The 25758-nt window shown below is 61.4% G+C and carries 23 protein-coding genes; 5 read left to right on the forward strand and 18 right to left on the reverse strand.

Going from position 1 to position 25758, the window contains the following annotated elements; genetic code table 11:
* Positions 1–35 precede the first annotated feature (35 nt).
* From MC380_RS15785 to MC380_RS15800, 4 genes are read left to right on the forward strand one after another with little or no spacing between them, the layout of a single operon-like run.
* Positions 36–206 carry a hypothetical protein gene (locus MC380_RS15785; RefSeq protein WP_242102702.1) on the forward strand — a complete coding sequence of 57 codons (171 nt, stop codon included), beginning with the start codon at positions 36–38 and terminating at the stop codon, positions 204–206.
* A gap of 32 nt (positions 207–238) precedes the next feature.
* Positions 239–1150, forward strand: a complete 912-nt coding sequence (gene cysD, locus MC380_RS15790; RefSeq protein ID WP_242102701.1) for a sulfate adenylyltransferase subunit CysD — start codon at positions 239–241, stop codon at positions 1148–1150.
* Positions 1150–3030, forward strand: a complete 1881-nt coding sequence (cysN, locus tag MC380_RS15795; protein WP_242165841.1) for a sulfate adenylyltransferase subunit CysN — start codon at positions 1150–1152, stop codon at positions 3028–3030. Before cysD ends, cysN begins: the two co-directional genes overlap by 1 nt.
* Before the next feature lie 50 nt (positions 3031–3080).
* Positions 3081–3584, forward strand: coding sequence for a hypothetical protein (locus tag MC380_RS15800; RefSeq protein WP_242165844.1), 504 nt, complete (start codon positions 3081–3083; stop codon positions 3582–3584).
* A gap of 29 nt (positions 3585–3613) precedes the next feature.
* Here the strand turns inward: MC380_RS15800 and MC380_RS15805 are convergent, their stop codons facing one another.
* The 18 genes from MC380_RS15805 to MC380_RS17975 all read right to left on the reverse strand — a co-directional run bounded on the left by MC380_RS15805 (position 3614) and on the right by MC380_RS17975 (position 24529).
* The gene (locus tag MC380_RS15805) at positions 3614–4432 is read right to left on the reverse strand and encodes a class I SAM-dependent methyltransferase (RefSeq protein ID WP_242102698.1); all 819 of its coding nucleotides are present in this window, start codon (positions 4430–4432) and stop codon (positions 3614–3616) included.
* Between the two features lie 87 nt (positions 4433–4519).
* Positions 4520–6553: a hypothetical protein gene (locus MC380_RS15810; RefSeq protein ID WP_242165845.1), complete on the reverse strand. Its 2034-nt coding sequence runs from the start codon at positions 6551–6553 to the stop codon at positions 4520–4522.
* A gap of 49 nt (positions 6554–6602) precedes the next feature.
* Positions 6603–7739 (reverse strand): dTDP-4-amino-4,6-dideoxygalactose transaminase, encoded by a 1137-nt coding sequence (gene rffA / locus MC380_RS15815; RefSeq protein WP_242102696.1) that lies wholly within the window; start codon positions 7737–7739, stop codon positions 6603–6605.
* Entirely contained in the window at positions 7739–8056 is a 318-nt protein-coding gene (locus MC380_RS15820) for an EamA family transporter (protein ID WP_242165848.1), read from the reverse strand. Before MC380_RS15820 ends, rffA begins: the two co-directional genes overlap by 1 nt.
* Positions 8053–8604: an acyltransferase gene (locus MC380_RS17970; protein ID WP_343223593.1), complete on the reverse strand. Its 552-nt coding sequence runs from the start codon at positions 8602–8604 to the stop codon at positions 8053–8055. The genes MC380_RS15820 and MC380_RS17970 overlap by 4 nt, the downstream gene beginning before the upstream one ends.
* Complete coding sequence (locus MC380_RS15830) at positions 8601–8990, reverse strand: hypothetical protein (RefSeq protein ID WP_242102694.1); 390 nt, start codon at positions 8988–8990, stop codon at positions 8601–8603. The genes MC380_RS17970 and MC380_RS15830 overlap by 4 nt, the downstream gene beginning before the upstream one ends.
* A complete protein-coding gene (locus MC380_RS15835; protein WP_242165850.1) occupies positions 8987–10054 on the reverse strand; it encodes a sulfotransferase in 1068 nt (355 codons plus the stop codon). Before MC380_RS15835 ends, MC380_RS15830 begins: the two co-directional genes overlap by 4 nt.
* Entirely contained in the window at positions 10051–10983 is a 933-nt protein-coding gene (locus tag MC380_RS15840) for a glycosyltransferase family 2 protein (RefSeq protein ID WP_242102692.1), read from the reverse strand. The genes MC380_RS15835 and MC380_RS15840 overlap by 4 nt, the downstream gene beginning before the upstream one ends.
* Entirely contained in the window at positions 10980–11684 is a 705-nt protein-coding gene (locus MC380_RS15845; RefSeq protein ID WP_242102691.1) for a WbqC family protein, read from the reverse strand. Before MC380_RS15845 ends, MC380_RS15840 begins: the two co-directional genes overlap by 4 nt.
* Positions 11681–14818, reverse strand: coding sequence for a glycosyltransferase (locus MC380_RS15850; RefSeq protein ID WP_242102690.1), 3138 nt, complete (start codon positions 14816–14818; stop codon positions 11681–11683). The genes MC380_RS15845 and MC380_RS15850 overlap by 4 nt, the downstream gene beginning before the upstream one ends.
* Positions 14815–16575, reverse strand: a complete 1761-nt coding sequence (locus MC380_RS15855; RefSeq protein ID WP_242102689.1) for a sulfotransferase — start codon at positions 16573–16575, stop codon at positions 14815–14817. The genes MC380_RS15850 and MC380_RS15855 overlap by 4 nt, the downstream gene beginning before the upstream one ends.
* Positions 16576–16671: 96 nt before the next feature.
* On the reverse strand, positions 16672–18072 hold the full coding sequence (locus MC380_RS15860; protein ID WP_242165853.1) for a class I SAM-dependent methyltransferase: 1401 nt from the start codon (positions 18070–18072) through the stop codon (positions 16672–16674).
* 12 nt (positions 18073–18084) lie between these two features.
* Positions 18085–19245 carry an ABC transporter ATP-binding protein gene (locus tag MC380_RS15865; RefSeq protein WP_242102687.1) on the reverse strand — a complete coding sequence of 387 codons (1161 nt, stop codon included), beginning with the start codon at positions 19243–19245 and terminating at the stop codon, positions 18085–18087.
* 5 nt (positions 19246–19250) lie between these two features.
* A complete protein-coding gene (locus tag MC380_RS15870) occupies positions 19251–20039 on the reverse strand; it encodes an ABC transporter permease (protein WP_242102686.1) in 789 nt (262 codons plus the stop codon).
* 31 nt (positions 20040–20070) lie between these two features.
* On the reverse strand, positions 20071–21255 hold the full coding sequence (locus MC380_RS15875; RefSeq protein ID WP_242165854.1) for a cystathionine gamma-synthase: 1185 nt from the start codon (positions 21253–21255) through the stop codon (positions 20071–20073).
* 55 nt (positions 21256–21310) lie between these two features.
* Positions 21311–22681: a pyridoxal-phosphate dependent enzyme gene (locus MC380_RS15880; RefSeq protein ID WP_242102980.1), complete on the reverse strand. Its 1371-nt coding sequence runs from the start codon at positions 22679–22681 to the stop codon at positions 21311–21313.
* A gap of 294 nt (positions 22682–22975) precedes the next feature.
* Entirely contained in the window at positions 22976–23194 is a 219-nt protein-coding gene (locus MC380_RS15885; RefSeq protein WP_242102684.1) for a YdcH family protein, read from the reverse strand.
* Between the two features lie 390 nt (positions 23195–23584).
* Positions 23585–24529: a DUF4398 domain-containing protein gene (locus MC380_RS17975; RefSeq protein WP_277929295.1), complete on the reverse strand. Its 945-nt coding sequence runs from the start codon at positions 24527–24529 to the stop codon at positions 23585–23587.
* 91 nt (positions 24530–24620) lie between these two features.
* Here MC380_RS17975 and MC380_RS15895 point away from each other — a divergent pair, with 91 nt between their 5' ends.
* Entirely contained in the window at positions 24621–25736 is a 1116-nt protein-coding gene (locus tag MC380_RS15895; protein ID WP_242102683.1) for a PilT/PilU family type 4a pilus ATPase, read from the forward strand.
* Positions 25737–25758: the final 22 nt, after the last annotated feature.

The raw sequence follows: 25758 nt of genomic DNA on the forward strand, positions 1-25758 counted from the left end.
AAATGTCGGGGCGCGGGGAATGGAAACCCAGCGGCATGGCAGGCAACCAGGACCGGGACGAACCGGGTACGAACCGCGGCCCCGCCATGCGGATCCGGGGGCACAAAGATGAAGCCGCCGAGCCATGCAAAGAATACCGGATGGCACTGAACGAAGCGGCGGCGGCGCTCGTAGGAAAAGCCAAATTGGGCGGCACTTCCGGCTAGAATCAGCGGTCCCGACCTGATCGCTATCCTGAATGTCCGGTTCGCTACCGCTCTCCCACCTGGACCGCCTCGAAGCCGAAAGCATCCATATCCTGCGAGAAGTCGCAGCCGAGTTCCGCAACCCGGTCATGCTGTATTCGATCGGCAAGGACAGCTCGGTTCTGCTGCATCTGCTGGTCAAGGCCTTTTTCCCAGCCCGCCCGCCGATCCCCCTCCTGCACGTGGACACCGGGTGGAAATTCCGGGAAATGATCAGCTTCCGCGACCGTCGCGCCGTGGAAACGGGGATCGAACTGCGCACCCACACCAATCCGGAAGGTGTGGCGCAGGGGATTGGCCCGATCAGTCACGGCGCAACGGTGCACACCGACGTCATGAAGACCCAGGCGCTCAAGCAGGCTCTCGAACTGCAGGCCTACGACGCAGCGATCGGCGGTGCACGCCGCGACGAGGAAAAATCGCGCGCCAAGGAACGCATTTTTTCGTTCCGGAGCACCCAGCACCGTTGGGACCCAAAGAACCAGCGCCCTGAGCTGTGGAACCTGTACAACACCCGCATCCACAAGGGCGAGTCAGTACGCGTGTTCCCGATTTCCAACTGGACCGAACTGGATGTCTGGCTTTACATCTACCGTGAAAAGATTCCGGTGCCGTCGCTTTACTTCGCCGCTGAGCGCCCGGTGGTGGAGCGCGACGGCTCACTGATCATGGTCGATGACGAACGCCTGCCGCTCCGCCCGGGCGAGACGCCGGCGGTGAAGAAAGTGCGCTTTCGCACTCTGGGTTGCTATCCGCTCACGGGAGCGATCGAGTCGGATGCCGATACGTTGGAAAAAATCATTGCTGAGATGCTGGTAGCCACTACATCAGAACGGCAGGGACGCGTAATCGACCACGATCCCTCCGCGTCGATGGAGAAGAAAAAGCAGGAGGGGTACTTCTGATGGATGTCCCGCAGAACCCCCAGGCACAGGTCGCGGGTTACCTGCAGCAGCACGAGACCAAGAGCCTCCTGCGCTTCATTACCTGCGGCAGCGTCGACGACGGCAAGAGCACCTTGATAGGACGTCTGCTGCACGATACGAAGTTGCTTCTGGACGACCAGGTTGCGGCGCTTGAGTCCGATAGCCGCCGGCACGGTACCCAGAACGGCGAGATTGACTTCGCGCTGCTGGTGGACGGCCTCGCCGCCGAACGCGAGCAAGGGATTACCATCGACGTCGCCTACCGTTTTTTCGGTACCGACAGGCGAAAGTTCATTGTCGCTGATTGTCCCGGCCACGAGCAGTACACGCGCAACATGGCGACCGGCGCCTCCACTGCCGACGTCGCCATTGTCCTGGTCGATGCACGCAAAGGGCTGCTCACCCAGACCCGCCGCCACAGCTACATCGTCTCGCTGTTCGGCATTCGCCATGTACTGCTGGCGGTAAATAAAATGGATCTGGTCGACTACGACCAAGGCGTATTCGACGCGATTGTCGCCGGCTACGGGAGATTGGCCGACCAGCTCGGTATCCCGAACGTTGCCTGCATCCCAATATCGGCGCTCAACGGCGACAACATGCTGGCCCCTTCGCCAGCCATGCCCTGGTATAGAGGCGACGCCCTGCTCGAGTACCTCGAGACCGTTCAGGTGGAACCTGCCGGCAATGACTTGGGCTTCCGGATGCCGGTACAGTGGGTTTGCCGCCCCGATCAGAATTTCCGCGGTTTTGCGGGCCAAGTTGTTTCCGGCGAAATTTCGCCGGGCACGGAAATTATGGTCCTGCCTTCCGGGCGGCGTTCAACTGTGGCGCGGATCGTCACCTCAAGCGGCGACCTCGAGCGCGCCGGCGCGGGCCACGCGGTCACCCTCACCTTGGCCGATGAAGTCGACGCCAGCCGTGGCGACGTGATTGCACTCGCCTCCAGCCCTCCGGAGGTAGCCGATCAGTTCGCGGTACATCTGCTATGGCTGGACGAACAGCCTCTGCTCCCAGGGCGCCCTTACTGGCTGAAGCTTGGCGCCCGGACCGTCGGCGCCCAAGTCACGGAGATCAAGCACAAGATCGACGTCAATACCCAGGATCAACTGGCTGCCAAGCACCTGGATCTGAACGAGGTGGCGTACTGCAACCTCTACCTCGACCAGCCGATTGCGTTTGAAGCGTATGCCGACAACCACGAACTCGGCGCGTTCGTCCTGATTGATCGCCAGACTAACGCCACCGTCGCGGCAGGCACCCTGGACTTTGCGCTGCGTCGTGCTGGCAACATCCACTGGCAGCATCTCGAAGTCGACAAGTCAGCTCGCGCCCGGGTCAAACACCAGACGCCCCGTTGCCTTTGGTTCACTGGGCTTTCGGGTTCCGGAAAATCGACCATAGCCAACCTAGTCGAGAAGCGACTGCTGGCGATGGGGCAGCATACCTACATCCTCGACGGTGATAACGTCCGCCACGGACTGAACAAGGATCTTGGCTTCACCAATGAGGACAGGGTGGAGAATATTCGTCGTGTCGCCGAAGTCGCGAAACTGATGGTCGACGCCGGCCTCATTGTGTTGGTCAGCTTCATTTCGCCATTCCGGGCAGAACGAAGGATGGCGCGGGAAATGTTCGAAGAGGGTGAGTTTCTCGAGGTGTTCGTCGATACCCCCCTGGAAGTGGCCGAGCAGCGCGACATCAAGGGCCTGTATGCGAAAGCCCGCGCTGGCCACATCAAGAACTTCACCGGGATCGACTCCCCTTACGAACGTCCCGAGCATGCCGAATTCGTACTTGCGACAACAACGAGCTCACCCGACGAATTAGCCCAGAGCATCGTCGACCGTCTCACCTGACACGCATCCATGCAGTCCGCAGAAGATCCAACCTCACCTCGAAGGGACCCATGAAGAAATACGCCACCGTTGCACTGTCGTCTTTGCTCGCACTGGCTGCATGTCAGCCTGCGAGTAACCCGAGTGCGCCCGACGCATCTCCGTCTTCCCCCGCAACCGCTTCCGGAACTGCTTTACCTGAAGCGTTGCCTCAGGGGTTCCAGCTCGCCTTTCCCTACCACTACACCAAGAAGGAGGTGGTGCGTGGGCGCAAGCAGCGACAGAGGATCACGGTCGAATTTCTGGAAGGCGACGCCGCGTCGATCGCGGGCAGCTTGACGCAAAGCGCCATCGCCGTGGGCTTCTCCAAAGGCCTGTGGGGCGTGCAGAAGGACGGGAGCATCCATTTCGTTGCGGACAAGCCAGGGTTCGGACAGCTACGCGCGCAAATCCGATCTGGCGGTGACGAGAAAATGCAGAACCCCTCTGCAAAGGGATCCGTAACGATGGGATGGCCGCTGCGCGCTCTTCCGACTTCGGGCGCTCGAACTGTACCCACCACTCCGGGTCAGTGACCTTGAGCATCCTCCCTTGGGGCGCTCTTTCAATCGCGCTCCATCAATACGTAGAACTCGTTGCCGCCCCGCTCTACCCCCTGCAGGAGTTCGACCCTCCATGGAACGTATCGCGAGCGATGGAGCTCACCGAATATTTGCATGAACGAGTCGGCTGTGTAGTAGGTGCAGTGCACATCGGTGTAACCCGATTCAACTTCTGCACGCGCGTTTTCCAGAATTTGCCGGTAAGTGGGCCGCTCATCGCCTGGCCGCGCCGGGACGGCTCCGTCCCAAAGCGCTAGAGGATCAACTCGTGTATGCAGATAACGCATACGCGCAACGTCATAAGAATCTGGTTGAACCTTACCTTCTTCGTGCGCCCTGACGAGGCACCCGACATCGGTAGGCTGCTTGAAGTAATCAAACGTAAAGCGCTGGTCTGGAACTGCCATAAAGATCGAAGCGTCGTCAGAACAGAACGATGCCATGTCGACGAGCCAGCCGATAGGGTCGCCTACATGCTCGATTACGTGGTTTGCGACCACCAAACCGATGCGTTCCAGAATGAAACGTGACAAGCGCGGGCCGTTGACGACGTAATCCACCTCTACAATGCGGGAGAGATCGCGCCGTGGATTGTCGGCGTACTTTTGGCGAAGTTCGTCGGAAGAGAAGTAATCAGCGTAACGCACCTGAAAACCGTCGGTGACGCGCAAAGTTGGATTGTCAAAGGCGCCGATTTCCAGCGCGATATCGGGTTTGACGATGCTTGCGCCGGTGAGCACTTGGCGACGGCGCCAAGACAAGCGGGAATCACCTTGGTCCCTAACCAAGGCGAGTCTGTCGACTTCCATTGCTGCACTCATACGTGGGCATCCTGAGCTTGTGTGCGCACAACGGCCTCCTCTTGACTCTACAGCCAACACTCCGCGGCGACGCGTTTCAATCCTGGCTCACTTCGCTGCATGGGCGTGCGACGGAGTCCTAGAAGCTTTGGAGGATTCTGGCATCTTCTCGTATATCTCGATCACAGGGCCATGGCCTTCATGGAAACGCTGTACCAACCTGGCCTTGAACATGCGCTCGAATGCGCCAGGCTTGCGTGTCTCGGCGGGTGACAAGCCTGCGCCGCCCAACCAGGGCTGGTAGGCCTGCGGCGTTGTAACGATGAACAGACGCCTGTTGTCAGCCGGCATCGCGCGTATAGCGGTCAGGGATTTGACCTCCGCGGGGGCGAAAAGACTTGCCGCCAGGTCCAAGAACGGCACCTGTCCCCTCTGTCGGGTGGGTACGGACACGGATAGTGATCCTGGCCTGCAGTTGTACCAACACACCCCAAAAGCCTTGACTGATGAAGGCAATTCAAGCGACATGCGTGACAGATCAATCCGAAATTCCGGGCGGCCCATGTTCCACATGTACTTGCGGCAAGGCCGAGCGTCGTTGGGAAGCGCTTCGCAGGCGACAACCTTGGCCGGATAGCAGCGTTCACCCGCACACAGGCGTGGGGCGGGTCCGCTGCCATCGGAATCGACCCGCAGCCACATAGGGGGCACCTGCCCCATGCCGGCGAAATCGGCATACTCGACCGTGTACAACTGCCTGCGGAATGCTTTGTGAAGCGATTCGAAGCCCTCGCGATAGAAGATGAATACCCGTGAGAAATCGGCGGCGGCCTTGTAGTCGTGAAAGGAATACGCCCGCGGCAATAGAAAGTTCTTCTCGTAGGCGTAGACCAAGCGTTCCCGGTTCGCAACGTTTACGTAGAGCCAACGCCTGGCATCTTCGGCATTGGTCGCTCTAGTGGGGGCCATCCGATTCTTTTGCAAATCCGGCAGCCGGGTCACGACCACTGAGAGCAGCCCCACGGCAACCAGCGCCTTCAGGACGGACGAGGCCACTGCAGATCGGGACCCCAGCGCCGCGATTGCGCAAGCCAGGCCAAACCAACCCGCGCCACGAAGGACGTCTGCGAACGGAATGAGCCAGTAGTCGCGCGGAAAGTTGGAGAAAAAGAACGGCGCGACGCCAATCGCAACGCCCATAAGCAGGGGCGCGAAACGCCGCGGCCGCAACAAGCCCAGCCACATCGTCGCCGCAAAGACCAGCGCTAGCGGCTCAAGGGTTTTGGCGATAGCCCAAAGTCGAGATAGGCGTTCGGCCGGCCCAACCGCTTCTTGCGTGAACTTGGACCCGGAAAGGTGGACGTTGACAGCCGAAAAAATGCTGGAATAGTCGTAATGTGGCTGGAATACAATCATCGCCACGATCGACGTGACGCCAGCGACAAGCGCGGCGCCCATTCGCTGACGAAAATTAGCCGCCCCATCTCCTTCCGGCAACAGCAACAGTGCGACCAGCCCGAGGTAGGCCGCCGCCGAATACTTGCACGCGATGGCGGCGCCCAATGCAATGCCAAGCAGATAAGGAGTGTACTTCGTGCGCGGCGCGACCAGCAGGTAAAAGGCGATTGCCGTGAACAGAGAGACCAATGTGTCGGTACGCACATAGTTGGCGTATTGCCATGTGTCTGGCGCCAACAGGTAGTACAGGACCGACATCGCTGCGACCAGCCGCATCCCGGTAACTCTCGTTATGATCCGGGCGAACACCAACGCAGTCGCCACGTCGGCTAACGCATAGACGAACCGTGTGATCCGGTACGCTCCCCCACTCTCGAAGAGGAGGTACACCGCGTCCGCGTGGCTCGCGGCCGCCCCCATCGCTTGCAGAAAAATGGAGGATAGAGCCAGCGCAATGCCTGGTATGTACATCGCCAGGTGTCCGTAGCCAGGCGACCACTCAGGGGCCCAGCCGCCAGCCGCGATCGCAAGGGCATTCAGGACGACCTCGGACTCATCGACCTTACTTCCATTGAAAAAGAACACACTGCTGCAGACAAAGATCGTGGACGCGAGCAGGCCGAACACCCACGCGGCGGCGGAAAACCTGGCTGGGGGAATTTTCGCGGTACTGATCAAGGCCATGGCTCGTCAGGGGCGTTGGTGCACGAATGCGGGGGCACAGGGTTTGCGGCTAGCGCAGCGTCGCGAGCACATCGCCGGCCGCATCCAACACTTCGTCGAGGGATTCGGCGAGCCCCGTCCACAGAGGCAAGCGCACCAGACGGTCGGCCGCGTCGTCGGTCACAGGCAGCTGCCCGGCGGCACGACCGAATCGCTGGCCCGCCGGCGACGAATGTAGCGGAATGTAGTGAAATACCGCGCCTACTCCCTTCGCCTTCATCGCCTCGATGAACGCTGTGCGCTGCTCCAGGCCACGCAACAGCAGGTAATACATGTGGGCATTGTGTCCACAGTGCTCAGGAACCACTGGCCGGCGCACTAATTCTTGGTCTTCGAAGGCCTGCGCCCATGCGTGGTAGCGATCCCACACCGACAGGCGCATACGGGTGATCTCTTCACCTTGCTCCAGCTGCGCAGCGAGGAATGCCGCAATGATCTCGCCCGGCAGATACGAAGATCCGACATCCACCCACGTGTACTTATCGACCTGACCACGGAAGAACTTGCTACGGTTCGTGCCCTTCTCGCGGATGATCTCCGCACGTTCAACGTATGCCTGATCGTTGATCAGAAGCGCCCCGCCCTCCCCCGAGATCACGTTCTTGGTCTCGTGGAAGCTGAGCGCCCCGAATGCGCCCAGGCTGCCTAGCGGGCGCCCCTTGTACGTAGAGAATATGCCCTGAGCGGCATCCTCCACTACCTTCAGCCCATGCCGTTCGGCAACGGCGGTGATCGCGTCCATTTCACAAGCGACTCCGGCGTAGTGCACGACGCAGATCGCCTTGGTCCGGGACGTGATCGCCGCCTCGACCAGCGATTCATCGAGATTCAACGTATCCGGTCGAACATCGACAAACACCGGAATCGCGCCCCTTAGAACAAAAGCGTTCGCCGTGGACACGAACGTGAATGAAGGCATGATGACTTCGTCGCCCGGCTGGAGATCGAGCAGCAGAGCCGACATTTCCAGAGCTGCAGTGCATGAGTGGGTGAGCAATGCCTTGCGGCAACCGATCGCACGCTCAAGCCACGTATGGCATTGTCTTGTGAATCGGCCGTCTCCGGAGAGATGACCGTTGGCGTGCGCCTGACTGATAAGCCATAGCTCGCGCCCGGTCATATAGGGTTTGTTGAATGGAATAGACATCAGAGACCGATCCCGTAGACCAATATTCCGACAAGGACGAACCCCATCCCGACGATCCTGCGATGGGTTGGCTTTTCGCCAAACATGCGCCAGCCTGCGAGTGCGACTAGGACGTAGGTAATGGCAGTACTCATGTAGACCGTACCGACACCGAACCCCTTGACAGCAAGATAGGTCAATGGAGGCGCGATGCCGAACAACACGATCGTGAGGCATAGGGTACGACGGCCATGCTCCATGCTGTATTTCTTGTAGGAGATCTGGGCTGCCGCGGTAGCGCCCAAGGCGCCGAGCAGCGAGAACAACGACAGCATCATCGTACTTGCCTCGCCGACTCGCCACGGTCGCGGATGACGCGCGCCGGTGCGCCGGCGACGACGGCGTAGTCGGGAACGCTGCGGGTGACGATGCTTCCGGCCGCGACGACCGCCCCTTCTCCCACATGGACACCAGGCAGGATCACTGCGCCCGCCCCGATCCAGCTGCGTGGACCGATGACGATGTCGGCACCGGTTTCCGTGAAATCAGGCGATTCGATGTCGTGGCCGGCGGCATGAAACCTTGCATGAGGTCCAATTCGCACGTCGTCGTGGATTACGACCTTGTTACCAGTTCTATAGCTCGGGTAAATCTCCACTCCCCGGTTGATACTCACCTTGCTGCCGATCTCGACCAGCCATGGAAATTTGATATAAACCCGCGCGTCGAAATATACGCCGCTTCCCAAGCGACCAAGCACAAACCGGTACCCTAGCCCCCGCAGAGGCTCGGGAAGGCAGCCAAGCAAAAGATAATAGGCGTTAAGCGCATAAAGGTACGCATGATTCGCCAGCAGCTTGCCATGCCATCGCATGTCGCTCGTCACGATGCCATGCTCCGTTCCGACAGCAGAACTACGACCCCAACCATAACCAGACCAGCGCCTGCAACCTGGGACGGCCCTACCGTCTCGCCGAACCACCATGCCATCGCCAGAATCCCCGGGAAAAACACGGCCGACGCCGGATAGGCGACACTCAGGGGGTAGCGCCGGTGCACCGCACCCCAAATCACGAACCGCACGACATTGAGCACAAGGACTCCGCCCAGCAGAATGCCGATCCAAGCATACCTGCCTGAGCCCAGGTCGGGAGCCAACTTAAGCATCAACGCGCTTCCCAGTTGCAAGCCGACGTTGAATAGCGTGAGCATCACCAGTAGCGCCACTGATCCAGGCTCCGGTCTCCCGCTACCAATCACGTCATCGGTCATGGCGACGCCGGTCCATCACCGGCTCCCGCGTCCCATCGCGCCAACTCGATCTCGCGGTTCGCTGGGCCAAGTGCATAGTGTTCAAGATACCCGGGGCGCACCCCAACGACGTTTTCGGTGAATTCCGAAATCGCGATGCGACGCGGCGGCACCTCAGGCGCGTAACCAAGCGCCTCCATTTCCGTCTTCGCGCATGCCTCGATGAAGCGCGCCTCGGCAGTGGAAAGCTTGGTCATCCACGCGCCGTCGCTGGCGGCGTCGACGTTGATCTTGTCGCCGAACGAGGAATTCCCCTTCCACGGCGCACCTCGATGGTCCCGCAACGGCGAATGCAGGAGCTGATCGGGGAACGAAGCTATCGACAAGGCAGAGGCGACCGCTTCGAGTTCGGCGTCCGGTCTCGCAACCAGATCTTCATAACGAACCACGGTCGCGTTGTCAGTGCCCGCCATGGCCAACCAGGCCCGTGCGCTCTTCCGCCACAGGCGGACCAGCATCAGCAACGGATAACGGTCTCCAACCTGAGCCCGATAGCGGCCGTGGTTGGCGGACGCAATAACGGCACGCGGGTCGCGAACGATCAGCAGACAGTGGATGCCCTCACTGGTCATGGCCGGCAGGTACTCTTCGCATAGCACCTCCTTGGAACCAACCTGGCCCGCGTCGTCCCTGGAAAACCGGGTAGCCAGGCTGGCATGCAGGTGGGTACTGAGCCCGAAGAACCCGAGAGGCGCGGGCAAAGGCGGTGCCGAGAAATCGGCCGCGCCGCCACCTTTGCCGGTAGCTGCTCGGCTGATAAGCAACCTGAGTTCGTCGGCATCGAAGGTGCGTGACCTCAGCCAGGCCGCGAATCGGTCTGGCTCGTCGCTGGACGAATCCATGCCGTCGCCGAGCGGCAGCAGGCGATTCCAGCCCTGCTCCTCGAGAAACATCCTTTTCACGTCCACATAGAGTTGATGGAACGGTTGATATGCGACGAACAACTGCGGATGGTTTGTCAGCAAGGTCTGCAGTAGCGTGGTGCCAGACCGCAACATGCCCGTGACGAACAACTGGCCGGTCACAGGAATTCCTCGAACACGGGAGATTGCCCCATACGTGCTCTTTCGCTGACGATCCGGCCGATGTACTCGCCGAGGATACCCATACACATCAGGATGTTGCCCGACATGAACGAGACGAGTACCGCCAGCGTCGGCCAACCGGTAACTTTCGAACCTGTCAACAGTACGTCCAGCACCACGTAGCTCGCATAGATCAGGCTGGCGATGCTCAAGAAAGTACCCCAGGCAGTCACGAAGCGCAGGGGAATGGAGGAATGGTTGACGACCAGATACGAGGACAGCTTCAACAGCTTGCGCAAGGTGTACTGGCTGCGTCCGTCGAGGCGCGAATGGTGGGCGACATCGAGATTGCATATCCGGTCCAGCGGCACCGCGCCGAATATCAGTGCTGGCAGATATGCTTGCGCTCCTGAATAGGACGAAATCCCCCTCGCCGCGCGCGCACTCATGCATCTGTAGCTCGACAGCGACAACGAAGGGGGCTTGCCGAGAATCCGGCCGATCAGCTTCTGCACGGCGCCACTGGCGAGGTTGCGAAGAAAAGAATGCCGCTTTGCGCCTTCGATCCGGCCGATTACCAGGTCGTAACCATCGTCCAATTTGGCGATGAACCGCGGGATCTCCTCGGGCGGATTCTGCAGGTCGTCATCCAGTGTCAGGACATAGTCTCCGCAACAGCGACGCAATCCATGCAGGGTCGCGTAATGCTGGCCCATATTGCGCGCGAAACGGATGAGCTTGACTCGTTGGTCGATGCGCCTTATCTCAAGCATATGGTCAAACGTACCGTCGTTACTCGCGTCGTCCACAAGCACGATCTCCCAGCGCTCGGTCAACGCAGACAGAACGGCGCTCAGGCGCTGATATAGAACTGACAACATGGGCCCGCTGCGAAATACCGGCACGACGACGCTGATCGAACGGTTCATGTCGCCTTCCTTCGGGCATGCAGCATGTACTCGGACGCCTTCGAGCCGACGGAAGCAATGAGGTCGAGCACACTGACGTAATGGTCGAACGGCGGATGAAGCTGCGGGTACTCCGCATAGCCGTCGTAACTCATCCATTCGACCACCACGCCCGCCTCCGCGAACCGACTCTCGTCCAAGTAAGTCTTCGCCGCCGTACCCGAGAGATAATACGAAGCTCCGGCTTGGCGGCATATGTTCACCAACCGTTCGTTGCGGTCGCCGAACAGCTCGAATTCACCGGAATGCCGGATGCGGGTGCTGATTCCGATCAGCTCGCAGATTGCCCTGATCATGCGGACATTAGCTTGTGATAGAAGGCGATATGCGCCGAGTTCCTGAAACAATGGTTGCAGGGCCTCTGCGCAAAAGCCAATGTGAGGGGCTTTCGCATAGTTCTGCCGAAACGTCGACCAATGCTTTGAGAAGCAGGCTGAGTCAGCGATCTCGGTCCGCTCGATGGTCTGTTCCAAGCTCCGCTGGCGAACCGGGATGGTGAGCCACGCCTTGCCCCGTGGCGTCTTGATCTGATTGCGGTTTCGCCAGTCGTTCTTGGTGTATTGAACGCAATCATAGACGACGAATTCATCGACCGCCGCGATGATGTCGAAATACCCTTTCCAAGGTATGTAGTTGGACTGAAGGATGGCAATTCGCTTCATCGGGTCTCGCACGATGTAGCGGACGCGATCGCCTGCATCAGGGGCTCGGCCTGAACCGTGCGTTCGTTCCACAGATAGTCCCACGCATGACTCGCAATTGCGTCCACATCCAGTTCGCCAACCAAGATCCCCTGCAGCACCTCGAACCAGGCGTCCGCAGTGTTCCCGCATGCAAACGCCAGACCCCGTCCTGCTAGGCCACCGTAAGCTGGGCTGTCCGAGAGTACTGTAGCTATCCCCAGCGCGCTGTAGTCAAGGAACTTGATGTCCGACTTGCAAGTGTTGAATGGAGTGTCGGCCAGTGGAGCCAATCCGACATCGAAAGGACCTTGGAGCGCCAGCCAACGCACAAACCTTGCATAGTTGCCCTGGTTTCCGCGCGGTGTCGTAACCTGCAACCATTCCCGATCCGGCGGCCGACGCAACGCACCGATGACAGTCAGGCGGAACCGGCCGGGATGCGCTTCGTGCAAGCGATCGAGTGCCGGAAGGAGTAGCGCAAAATCGGCATCATGGGTCGCCGTTCCCATGTACAGCAGCTCCATCATGTCGCTGCTTCCCACGGATCGCCGCCGCTTGCGGTAGTTTCGCCAGAGACGCGGGTCCAGATTGTTGCGGAATACTCGTCCGCGCGCGCCCACCTCAGGGTAGACGCTTTGCAGATGCTCGGTCGAAAACCAAACCTGCCTTGCCTCGCCCATGAGATAACGCAGCGACGTATCCTTGACCCGATAATCGTCGGCTTCTGGGTGCGACGGATCGAGCAATGCAAGCGCATCGTCAATGTCAACGAAGAGGGCCGCACCCCGCTGCTGTAGTCGGTCCACGAGTGCTTCGGCCGCATGCGGATCACCGATGGCGGTGCGCTGGACGACCCAAGCTTCGCACTCCTCCCCGGCGGGGTCGTCCACCCCGTCGAGCACCACGATTTCGACTTTCCCCAACGCCTCATCCGTGGTCAGCGGAGCGAGCAGCCGAATGTAGCCCGAACTGGTGGGTCCATACCTGCCTTTCTGCATGAGTACGCCTACGCGAGTGGGCTCGGGCGAAAACCTGAGCTCGGCGGTACCGTCGTTGCCGGCATGCACTTTTGGCAGACCAAGAAAGACAAGAATATCGTTGCAGATCTGCATGACCCGCGAATCGAACGAATGCTGCCGGGCTACATCGGCCGCAAGCCCGCGATCGGGCCGACCTTCCGTACCGTCCATTTCCAAGAGCGCGCGAGAAAGCGACTCCGCCGAATCCACCTCGTACACGCCATTGGTGAATATTTTCGAGATTGCAGGCACCGGATCCGAGATCAAGCGTCCGCCCGCGGCCAGAACATCGAACACGCGGTTGGACACGAACCCGAAATCGCGCATCGAGTCCCAATGGTCGTTGAGTACAGCCTTGGCGGAAGCATAATGCTCGCCGAGCAGACGGTTATCGATGTTCTCGCCGGCAATGCGGTCCTCGTCGATGAACTGCTGCCAGCGACTGCCGTAGACCTTGACTCTGGCACCAGATTCTACCGCCCAACGAACGATGCGCCGATATTCGTTGCGTGAGTTTCCCACGAATATAGCGTCTTCATTCGCGGCAGCGACGCTAGTAAGACAGAAGCGATCAGTGTCGGTGCATTGCAGGAGCGGCCGCACTGGACTTGACACTATCTGGTTGAGAAGCCTCGGGTACGACAAGGAAGCAACGTACGCGATGTCGTACGCATCGTATTCGTCATAGGCAACCTGGTCGGGGTGGCTGATGTTCCACAGGATGTTGATTTGCCCCGGCCTGGGTTCGTAGGCGGTGAGGCCACGAAGTACGAGTACCACCTGGTCGTGGCTAACCGGTCGGTCGTACCAGTTCCCGAGGAAGTCGATGACTACCGTATGGCCCAGACGTTCAAGGCTGGTTTTGAGCGACTCCGCAAAATGAAAGTCGCCCCACTCCTGGCGCTTCTCGAACGGGGCGGGGATCTTAATGGCAAAGCGCAGCCTCAAGTCGGTCGCGATCGCCTCCGGCGTTGGGTCTTCGAGCCTGTTCTTGGCTTGGACAACGCTGCGGTATGCCAGCGGCTGCGATACCGAGATGCGCGAGGTGTCGGCGTTGCTGTTGCGGTAATAGCATCCAACGAAGGGCGCGTAAGCAGGCGATTCGGCCTTGGTGTAACGAAGGATGAGGTCCCAGTCCACCATCCTCCGAAGGCTTTCGTCGAATGGGCCATTGAGCTGGTACAGGGTCCGGTCGTGGCAGAACGCATTCAGGTCGACGTAGTTCCCCTTGATGCATTCGTTCCAGTCGAACGGCTCGCCCCGGTAGCCTGCGACGGCACCGTCGTCGTCTTGAACGGCGATGGCGCTGTACCCGCACCGGCGCCCGACATGCTTGAGGTAGACCACCATCGAACGCAAGAAATCTGGTGCCCAACGATTGTCGGAATCCAGATAGAAAATCCAATCACCCTCTGCATTCGCCAGCCCAGTGTTGCGCGCCGCGCTGACACCTCTGTGATGCTGGCGGAAAATACGAATCCGTGAGTCTGCGGCAAATGAGCCGACCACATCGAAAGTGTTGTCGCTACTGCCGTCGTCGACGATCAACAGCTCCCAGGACGGATGCGTCTGCGCCAGTACCGACTCGATTGCCGTTCCGATCATGCCACCCCGGTTATAGGTTGGCATGATCACGCTGACCTTACATGCCTCGGAGTCTCCGACAAGCTTGGCGATGCATCCGAGGAATTCCTCCTGAGCATCGAAGTCGAAGCCTGCGAACATCCGTTTTGGCGCGCCGTCGAGCGTGGCATTGGCTAGCGATTCCAGGTGCTCGGCGGGATCCCCGACCGGTACTCGCTCCAGGGGATGGCGAATCCGTCCCTCGCGGATCCCATGTTGGAGGTAGTGGAGGAGCGGATTCTTTCCTGAGGCCGCAATGTCCGGATACTCGCGAAGGTACCGGGGGCCATCAAACAAGGGGCCTGGAGAACGGCCGATAAGAGCTCCAATTCGCAGATAGTGCTCAACCGGATCCATTCCCACCATCGCTACGTCGCGGTAACGTGCCCTATACCAGCTGTCGTCCACAAAACCGGAGGCGACGATCTGCTTACGAAGCAGCGCTGTACATGGAACCGAAAGCACGGTCATGTGCGACTCTGCCCCTCCGACGACCTGTTGACGATGAAATGGACCAATGGATTCATGCCCGACTGTGCGACATGGGGATTCTTTGCCAGATAGCTTTCCACATCGAAGCCCGGCGCGGGATTGCGGCGCTCAACGGCACCGAACCGCAGAAAGTGCTCGATGGGGTCCATCCCGCTGGCTGCGACATCGGGATAGGTCTCCAGGTACCACTGGCGGTCAAACAATCCGGAACGGGAGACGATGTCGATTTCTTTAGCCGGTGCACCATGCGGACGATTTGGTCGTCCGCCAAAAAGGGCGCGAATGGGCGCCGTGATCCGCCAGGACCGACTGTTTCGCATGCGCGCCAGTGACTCGTGCGCTGTATCGCGCTCCGTCCTGCATTCGGACAAATCAGCGTTCGCTGCCTCTAGATCCTTCCGTGCAGATTCAAGTGCCGTTTCACGCTCGAGCAGCACTTGTGTGAGCATGGCCAATTCTTGGAATCTCGTCTCGGAGTTCTGCTCCGCCTCTGAGCGGGCGGCCTCGCTTTTCTCCAACAGGCGCGAGTGATCGGCTTGTTCTGCTTTTGCTTTGGCAATGGCTTGCTCTAAACGCGACTCCGCGGACGCGTTGGCTGCCGATAGCGTCGCGACTCTGGACTGCAGGGACTGGAGTTCCCGCTCTTGCCCGGCTGCTTTAACGAGGCTGCGCTCTAGCTCTGCCTGGAGCTTGCCGATCTCCATTCTGGCAGCGGCGGACTGCTGCTCGACGAACATTGCCTGGGCTTGCAACTGGCCGATGCTCATCAGCTCTGCAGTGAGTCGCTCCTCCTTACGTAGCAGGCTCGCCTCGAGCTTCGCAACGGACTCGCGCAGCGATTTCGCCTCCTGTTCGCGTGCCGCTACTTTTTCTCGCAGGGCGACGTCGACCGATTGCGGCATGGCTTGGCTCTTCGGAGTGGGGTCCATAGGCGGCAATGTCGACTCGTAGTGCACCAGTTGCTTGACGCTACCCGCCGGAAGCTTGAGCTCCAAATGCGGGAGGCCGTCCTTAAATCGCCCGAAGAGCCGGACCTGTTCCGCGCCGTCGTTTTCGTTCACGTCGATGCTCGATTCGCGTTCCCGATAGAGATCCGTGCTTACGAACGCATCTATTTCTTGCTTGCCTGGCAACCTCAAACCGGCAACGCCGAGGTCAGCAAGCTCCTTGTGAAGGCGTGCAATTTCCTGTGCAGGCTCCAGTACCAGCTGTCTGTGCGTGACAAGGACGCCCGGCAAATGCCTTGACATCGCAACTGCGGATCTGACGTGTTTCTCCCACAACGCCAGTCCCGCGGCAATTGGAATACCGTTGCGCGTACGCAGGCTAGCAGCGACCTCCACCGGGTGTCGGATGATGTGGATGGCTATGGGCACTTCAAGCACGCGCAGCCACAGCGGAAGCAGGATGCACAAGCGCGGCTCCTTGAGGAACCAAGGACGATGGGCATCGAGCTCCAGCACCAATCGCGCCGCCCGCTGGGAGAACTCGCTGACGATGGATTCCGGCAGGTTATCCACGTCGAATCGGGCCAGCCGATTCCAGTCTGCGCCAACGGAATGCAGGACCCAGTCGTTCAGGGCGCGCACATCGCGTCGCTCCCAGAAGCCCTTTGGATTTTCCTGGTTCGAGCCCGTGCTGACCCCTTCCGGGCCAAAATATCCACCCATCAGGTTCAGTACCCGTGCGAGCACGGACGTGCCCGATCGATGCATGCCAAGCACGATCATTTGCATGTCGTCATTTCCCCGCGTATCCGCGCGCCGAACCGAAGCCCGCCGCCGAGTGCCATTGTGCCCGAGGGTTCCATGAAGCCATCAGCCAAGCCCTGCCTATCCTCGAGAGCGGAGTGCGAGGTGACCGGCCAGCGTCAGCGCTGGCCCCAGGCTGTTCGCGCCGTTGCCTGCGCGCACTTCCAGTGTCCGAACAAGCTTGGCGAGGTTGACCGCCTTGCCCGCCAACGGCACCCGGACGCGGTAACCGCAGACTGCATGCGGCAAGCCCAGATACTTCTGCACATCCGGTCGAAGCTGACGCTCAAACTCTTCCAGCAGATGGCTGCCCGCCACCGACCGGATCTGGAGGCATCGGGGCATTTTGCCATCCTGCCCTACTACCCAACCCCGTATCACGAGGAAGCCTTCCTCGACGCTTACTTCGTCGATGAAGCCTTGCATAGGCAGCCGGGAATCAGGCCCCTCGCTTGAGGGCGCCTCGGTCAGTTCCTCGCTCAGGTGGAGGAAATAGTTTTCGGCACTCGCGTCCCGGTCGGCGGCCGCTGGCAGAGCAGCGCCAACCCGCTCCCAGTGCATTGCTACGGGCATATATCCCGCCTCTATCAAGGCGCGCTTCACATAATCCTGCCATTCCGCAGGAACGTACCCGTCGAGAGCGAAGGTTTCCCCTTCAGCAGCGGAAACCCATGCGTCCACAAGCTCGCCACCCCCGCCATGGTCGAAAGCTTCCCGCACTAGTTCGTCGATCCGGAATGGGGAGTACCGGTCAGCGAGCAGGTTCCGTAGCGCATCGCTTGCCGAGCGCTTGCCTGCGGCCAGATCTGCGATCACGGAATCCCCGGAAACCACGGGAATCCGGGCTTCGGCGAACAAGCCCGTTGCAATGCTCGTCTTCCCGTACGCCGGCGGCTCCATCAGCAGGTACGCAATTGGACGACGCCGGTACACGTGGATTACATGTCTTGCAACGGGATCGCCGGCCTGGGCGACGCTCGGTCCCATCCACTTCCAGGCGTAGTCGTTCAGCAATCTACGCAGCAACGGCATGGTTGGGAACAGACGCTCGTCGATTCCGCGCTCGACGTTGACCCATTCCTCCTTCGGCGACGACGCGATGCCGAGTTCAAGCACCAGCACACCATCGTGCGCCAACCGAGCAACAAGCGACCTGATGAGCCCGGGTTGATCCTCTGCATAATGCAATGCCGAGGCGAGGAGGATGACGTCAAATGGCCCGTCCGGGAGCTCTTCCCATCCCTGGTGCAGGAACTCACCGGCAGGAAACCGGCGGCGCGCTCGCGATATGAATAGTGCAGAACTGTCGATGCCGACTGCACGAAGCGCGCCATCGAACAGCGCGTAACCACAAAAAAAACCTTCATTACATCCCACGTCCAGGAACCGCTTACCCGCGAGCGAAGGCAGCCGTAGCGCTTTCAGCTTCTCGAGCGTACGGGAGTCGCCGGTGGCGTCGGGAAAGGACTGATACTGAGCCATTCTCGTTGCGATCTACTGGACTGTCGTTGAACGGGTTGAGGGGCGAAGCATCGCCGACACCGCGCCCGCGATGCGCAGCGGGGCGTGTGCATCCTCGATCGAGTGCCCGCCCAGCACCCTGAGGTCAAAGTCGATATCGTTCGCGGATTCGAGACCCGGGACCGCGAAAGTCGCACGAAAACCACACTGGTCGTTGCTCAACCCAAAGTGACGCATCACATCGGGACGTGGGCAGGACTCGAATACAGTGGCCGCATGGCGCGTGCCGCCGATCGCCAAAGCCAACGTCCGCGGAACCTTTCCGGTATTGCTGACACACCAGCCTTGCAGATGGATCGCGCCATGCGCCACGATCAGGTTCTCTACGCAGCCGTAGATCACCTCGGCGGAAGTCGACTGCAACTCGGGGACGACGTCCTGTTCGCGCAGCGACGCAAGCAAGTCGTGGTAGGCCCGCAGCGACGACAGAATGTCCCCGAAGTGCACGGCCCGTCCCTGTTCCAGTACGAGCCCTTTGTTGCAAATATCGCGTAGCAAGCCGACGCTGTGACTGGCCAACATCACTACCTTGCTACCACCGACGCGCCCCTTCATCCGTTCGGTCGCCCGGGCCATGAATTCTGAATCGCCCGCCCCAACCCATTCGTCCATCAGGATCACATCGTGCTGGAACGTGGTCGAGATCGCGAAGCCCAGCCGCATCCTCTGCCCGGCCGACAATGTGCGCAAGCGGTGATTCGACTTGTCGTGAAGTCCGGAAAAATCCAGAATCGGCTCAATTTGCTCGCGCAGGCTGGCCGCCTTCAGCCCCATCGCGGTACCGCGCAGGAAAATGTTCTCGCGCACGGTCGCCTCGCCATTGAATCCCAGCGACATATTGAGCAGCGCCTGGCAGCTGCCATCCACTCGCACATGACCCGAAGTAGGAGCATACACGCCATTCAGCACGCGTAGCAGGGTCGACTTGCCAGCGCCGTTGCGGCCCAGAATGGCTATGCGATCCCCTTCGTGCGCCTCGAAGCTGATGTCGTCGAGCAGCCGGATGAGCTCGCGTCGTGGCGGATCAAACGCAGCGCCCAGGAACATCCTCGCCCAGCCGCTGGCACGGCGCTCGCGCTGCAAGTAGATCGGCACCGACAGAGTGAGCCGTTCAACCGTGATGGAGGCGCTCATCGCCGTCAGATCCAGATTGGCACGAAGCGCGCGTAACGCCGATAGGCGAAGATCGCCGCGGCCCAACCCAGCAAGGTCATTGCGCCAAGGTAATACAAAGTAAGACCCTCCAGCTGCTCACCAAGGATCGGCGCTCGAACCACTTCGACCATATGGAACAGGGGATTAAAACGCATCAGCAATCCACGCAAGCTATCGGCAGGCATCGAGTCCGCCTGCCAGATAATTGGCGTGAGGAGAAACGCGAACATGAAGACGTTGCCAATGAACTGGCTGAGGTCCGGAAAGCGGGCACCGACCAAGGCAAACAAGATCCCAACCCACAGCGCGTTGAGGATTACCAGCGGAAATGAAGCTAGTGCATAGGCGAATCCGCTCCAGTGGATGTCGGGATAGATCGCCAGAGCCACCGCGACCACCGGCAGCGACATCACGAAGTAAAACAGTGCCTTGGCCAATACCCTGAGCACGAAGTCGGTCAACCGCATGTGGCCATCCTGGATGAACGCACCTGCGGATGAGAAAGCCGTGGTCGATTCGACGATAGCGCTGCTGACCAATCGATAGACCACGTAACCGATTGCCACATGGGCCGCGAATCTGGTCACGCTGACGCCCATCATGGCGGCAAAAAACGCTCCCAAACCCCAGATATAGACGATCGCCGGAGCAACGAGCCAGAAAATCCCGAGGCGGGATTGACGGTATCGCACCACGATATCGAGCCAACTCGAAAGCGCCCAGAACTCTGGAGCTCTCATGCTCTCCGCAAGGTCGTGGCTCAGCGACCTCATGCTGCGCCCCGGCCAAAAAGCGATCCCGACTTCACAACAATGCCCGATCCAGGTCGGCGAGCAGGTCTGTAAGGGCCTCCACACCGACACTCAACCGCACCAAATCATCCGCAATGCCGAGCACCTTGCGCCTTTCCACCGGCACCGACGCATGCGTCATCACCGCCGGATGGTTTACCAGACTCTCCACGCCACCCAGCGATTCGGCCAGGGTGAACAGTTCGGTTCGTTCGCAGAAGCGCCTGGCCGCCTCGAAACCGCCCTTCAGGCGGATCGAGACGATGCCGCCGGGCCCGTCCATCTGGCGGGCGGCGAGTGCGTGCTGCGGATGCGACTCCAGGCCCGGGTAGATCACATGCTCGATCGCACGATGGCCTTGCAGCCATTCCGCGACCTGCTGCGCGCTTTCGCAATGCGCCTTCATCCGCAGGTGCAGCGTCTTCAACCCGCGTAATGCCAGGAAACTGTCGAACGGCCCCTGTACTGCGCCGATCGAGTTCTGCAGGAAGGCCAGCTGCTCGGCGAGTTCGGCGTTGTCGCCGACCACCACCATGCCGCCGACCATGTCCGAATGCCCGTTGAGGTACTTGGTGGCCGAATGCATGACGATGTCTGCGCCGTGTTCCAGCGGGCGCTGCAGAATCGGAGAAGCGAACGTGTTGTCGACCACCGAGACCAGCCCGCGCTTGCGCGCGATCGCGCAGATCGCCAGCAGGTCGACGATCTTGAGCATCGGGTTGGTCGGGGTTTCGATCCAGACCATGCGCGTGTCGGCCCGGATCGCGGCTTCGAACGCGGCCGGATCGGTGAGGTCGACAAAGCTGAAGTCCAGCCCGGCCGAGCGGCGGCGCACGCGCTCGAACAGGCGGTAGCTGCCGCCGTAGAGGTCGTCCATAGCGACGACATGGCTACCGCTGTCGAGCAGCTCCAGCAGGGTCGAGGTCGCTGCCATGCCCGAGGCAAAGGCGAACCCGCGGCTGCCGCCTTCCAGCGCTGCCACGCAGCGCTCGTAGGCGAAGCGCGTGGGGTTGTGAGTGCGCGAGTACTCGAACCCCTGGTGTACGCCCGGGCTGGACTGGGCGTAGGTGGAGGTCGCGTAGATCGGCGGCATCACCGCGCCGGTGCTCGGGTCCGGCGCCTGGCCGCCGTGGATCGCCAGGGTACCCAAGCCCCAGCGGGACGCGCCGGGGGCTGCGTCGCCGTCGGTTTCGTTCATGTTTTTGCCCTGAAACAATCGGCGAATTCTAGCATTCGCCTCGCCCTCGCCCGCCCTACTGCACCCGCCTGCGCAGGTAGTTGAGCAGGTCGATCCGGGTGATCAGGCCCAGGAACTTCTCGCCGTCCTTGACGATGGCCACGTGGCCGCGGTCGAACAGGGGCAGCAGAGACTCGATCGGGGATTTGACGTCCAGCGAGTCGATCTTGCTGACCATGGCGGTCGAGACCGGATCCTTGAACCTGGCCTCGTCGCCGTAGACATGCAGCAGCACGTCGGATTCGTCGACGATCCCGACCAGGTGCTCGCCGTCCATCACCGGCAGCTGCGAGATCTCGTACAGTTTCATCCGCTGGTAGGCAGTGACCAACAGGTCGCCGGGACCCACCACCACAGTGTCGCGCTGCGAGTACGGACGCAGGATGAGGTCGCGCAGGTCACCGCTCGGCTCGCGCTCGAGAAAGCCGTTGTCCAGCATCCAGTAGTCGTTGTACATCTTCGACAGGTACTTGTTGCCGGTGTCGCAGACGAACACCAGCACCCGTTTGGGTTCGGTCTGCGCGCGGCAGTACTTCAGCGCGGCGGCCAGCAGGGTACCTGTGGACGAGCCGCCGAGGATGCCCTCCTTCTCCAGCAGCTCGCGCGCGGTGAGGAAGCTCTCCTTGTCGGTAATGGCATAGGCCCGCTTGACCCGGCTGAAGTCGGAGATGGTGGGCAGGAAATCCTCGCCGATGCCCTCGACCATCCAGCTGGCGGATTTTTCGCTGAGCGTGCCCTCGTTGATGTACTCGGCCAGGATCGAGCCCACCGGATCGGCCAGGATCAGTTCGGTTTCGGGCGAATGCTGCGCGAAGCAGCGCGACAGGCCGGTCATCGTGCCCGAGCTGCCGCAGCCGAAGACGATCGCGTCCAGGTCCCCGTCCATCTGCCGCAGGATCTCCGGCCCGGTCACGAATTCGTGCGCGGCCGGGTTGTCGGGGTTGCCGAACTGGTTGATGAAGTACGCGCCCGGAGTCTCGCGCGCGATCCGTTCGGCCAGGTCCTGGTAATAGTCCGGATGACCCTTGGCCACGTCCGACCGGGTCAGCACGACCTGGGCGCCCATCGCCTTGAGGTTGAAGATCTTCTCGCGGCTCATCTTGTCGGGAACCACTAGCACCAGCTTGTAGCCCTTCTGCTGCGCGACCAGGGCCAGGCCGATGCCGGTGTTGCCGGCGGTGCCCTCGACCAGCGTGTCACCCGGCCGGATGTCGCCGCGCTGCTCGGCCGCTTCGATCATCGACAGCCCGATCCGGTCCTTGATCGAACCGCCGGGGTTCTGGCTTTCCAGCTTGAGGTACAGCGTGCACGGGCCGGTGTCGAGACGCTGGGCCTGCACGATGGGCGTGTTGCCGACGAGTTCGAGGACGGACTGATGGATAGGCATGGAATGCTGGCCGCCCGGCTGCGGATGGAGCCGCAGATTATCGGCCATGTGGCAGCAACCGCGCCGGGCGCCTGCGCATACCGGGCGCCAGGCGCCGCGCGCGAGATACTTTCTGGAGGAAAGCCCCTTAGCAAGGGGGCGCCCCGAAGGGGCGGGGTTTGGAAGCAAGGGCATGGGGCCCGAGGTTTGCTCCGCAAACCTTGGGTTGCTTGCGTGCCCCGCACTCAAACAATGCGCACGGGCGGCGACGGCCGACGAGGATGGCCGCCTCCGCCCGCGCCGTGGAACGAAGGATCAGTGCTGGATGGATTCGTACATTCGCGTCAGGCGGTCCTTGGCGGCCAGCTTCTCGCGCTTCATCTGGGACAGGGTGCTGTCGTCGATCGGCAGCACTCCGAGCTCGGCGTCGAGCACCTGCTTGTCCAGTTCCTTGTGGCGGTAATACAGCTGCCGGAACTCGCTGTTGGCCTTCATGATCTCGTCGAGTTCCGCCTGCGGTTGCCCTTCAAACATGGGTGCCTCCTTCTAGGTCAAATGCAAACGCCCCGGCCTGCGAGGGCACGGGGCGTTGCGGGTGAGCACTGGAGCGGGGGAGATGCTGCGAGCGGTGCGGATGCGACCCCGGAGGCCGCCTCCGCAAGACGTGCTTGCGGCGGCGAGTTCCTGTGGATCTGGGGATCGGGTCATCTGGGGCCTGGCTCGCTGGCCAAGCGGCGGATGGAAACCGCAGCCGCTTGGGTATTCGACCCTACTCCTGCTCCGTGGACGTCGCAAGGCACGCCGTGCAAGTCCATGATTTGCGTCGCATTCGGGCCACGACGCGGCGCACGGACTGCGCAGACTGTTTCGCAAGTTATTGATTTAGCGGTGAAAACTCGTCACGCGACCGGAGCCGCATTCAGTTTACCGGCGAGGGTCGTCGGCAGCCTCGTCGTCCTGCCCTTCGGACAGCAATTCGGCCTCCTGGCGAGCCAGCTCGGCTTCCCTTGCGCGCGCCGCCTTGAGCCGCTCGGCCTCCGCACCGCCCACGTCGATGACCAGGTCCTCGGCCTCCTGGCGGGCGAGCGCGGCAGCCGCGGCCTCGGCACGCAGGCGCTGGGCCTCCTCGGCCTGGATCTGGGCCTCCACCCGCAGGCGCTCGGCCTCCTGGCGGGCGCGCTCGGCCTCCTGGCGACTGGCTTCGACCAGCAGATCGCTGCGGTCGCGCTCCAGGCGGTCGAGCTCACGCCGCATCGCCTCGGTGCGCGCGGCCAATTCCGCGATCGCCACCCGGCGACTGGCCAGGTACTGCGCGTCCGGGCGCTCGCGCCGGCTCGCCTCCAGCAGCGCAGCCATCGCCTGTCGCGCCTGCAGGCGCTCGTAGGCGGCGTAACCATTGAGGCTGGCGTCGGCGTCGAGTTGCTGCAGGCGCAGTGCCTCGCCGCCGACCGCGGTATTACCCGGGCCGATGTCGGGCAGCGCCGGTGGCAGTTGCCCATCGTCGACCTGGAGCCGCTGGCGCAGCCCGGCGACTTCCTGGCGGCGCTGGCGGTATTCCTGCTCGGTCGCCAGCGCGCGACTTTCGGCATAGGCAAGGTCGCCGTCGGCCGCCGCGGCGAGCGCCAGCGTGCGCGCGTCTTCTTCGTTGCCGGCCGACATGGCGGCCTGCGCGCGGGCCAGGGCCGAGCTCGCCTGGTTCAGGGTATCGGGCGCGTGCTGGCTCGCATCCGCCCCCTCGGCGCGGTTGAGCGCCTGCTGCGCGGCCGACAGTTCACCCGTCGGCGGCGGCAGGCTGGCACACCCGGCCAGCCCCAGAACCAAGACGCCCGTGCTCAGCAGCCAGCGGATTTGTGCGAAGCTTCGATTCATAAGGGGCGGCGGCGTATCCAGGGGACGCGGCCATTTTCATCAGCCGGCACGTTATACGCAACGATAACGGCAGACATACGGGAATCGATGCATGGAAATCGGCTACTTCCTCAAGCTGATGAACGAGAAGAACGCGTCGGACATGTTCCTGACCACCGGCGCGCCGGTCTACATCAAGGTCGAGGGCAAGCTCTACCCGATGGGTGAGACCCCCCTGCCGGCAGGGATGACGAAGAAGATCGCCTATTCGCTGATGAACGAAACCCAGGCTGCGCAGTTCGAACGCGACCTGGAGATGAATCTTGCCCACTCTACCCAGGAATCCGGCCGCTTCCGCGTCAACGTGTTCAAGCAGCGCGGTGAAATCGGCGTCGTGATCCGCGCGATCCGCAGCGTGATCCCGAGCATCGAGGAGCTGCAGCTGCCGCAGGTGCTCAAGGAAATCATCATGTCCCCGCGCGGGCTGGTGCTGATCGTGGGCTCGACCGGTTCGGGCAAGTCCACCACGCTGGCCTCGATGATCGACTTCCGCAACAACCTCACGTCGGGCCATATCCTCACCATCGAGGATCCGATCGAGTACCTGCACAAGCACAAGAAATCGATCGTGAACCAGCGCGAAGTCGGCCTGGACACGCACGCCTTCCACAACGCACTCAAGAACGCGATGCGCGAAGCGCCGGATGTGATCCTGATCGGCGAAATCCTGGACGCGACCACCATGGAAGCGGCGATCGCCTTCGCCGAGACCGGTCACATCTGCCTGGCGACGCTGCACTCCAACAACGCCGACCAGACCATCGAGCGCATCCTCAACTTCTTCCCCGAGAGCGCGCACAAGAACGTGCTCATGAATCTGGCGCTGAACCTGAAGGCGGTCGTCTCGCAGCGCCTGGTGGTCGGGGTCGACGGCCGCCGCATGCCGGCGACCGAGGTGCTGATCAACACGCCGGTGATTCGCGACCTGCTGCGCCGCGGCCAGGTGCACGAGATGAAACAGGCGATGGAACAGTCGCTCGAGGAAGGCATGGAGAGCTTCGACCAGTGCCTGTTCCGCTTATACAAGGAGGGCCGGATCGGGCGCGAGGAAGCCCTGCAGGCAGCCGACTCGCGCGACGGCCTGGCGCTGAAGTTCCGCTTTTCCGAGGGCGCCAGCGGCGAACACGACCCCTACGCCGAGGTGTTCGACACCAGTTCCAAGGGTTGAGGCCGCGGTGCGTGCACCGCCC

Origin of the sequence: Lysobacter sp. M15, assembly GCF_022662515.1 — a bacterium.
In the GTDB taxonomy this organism is placed as follows: Bacteria; Pseudomonadota; Gammaproteobacteria; order Xanthomonadales; family Xanthomonadaceae; genus JAKPBU01.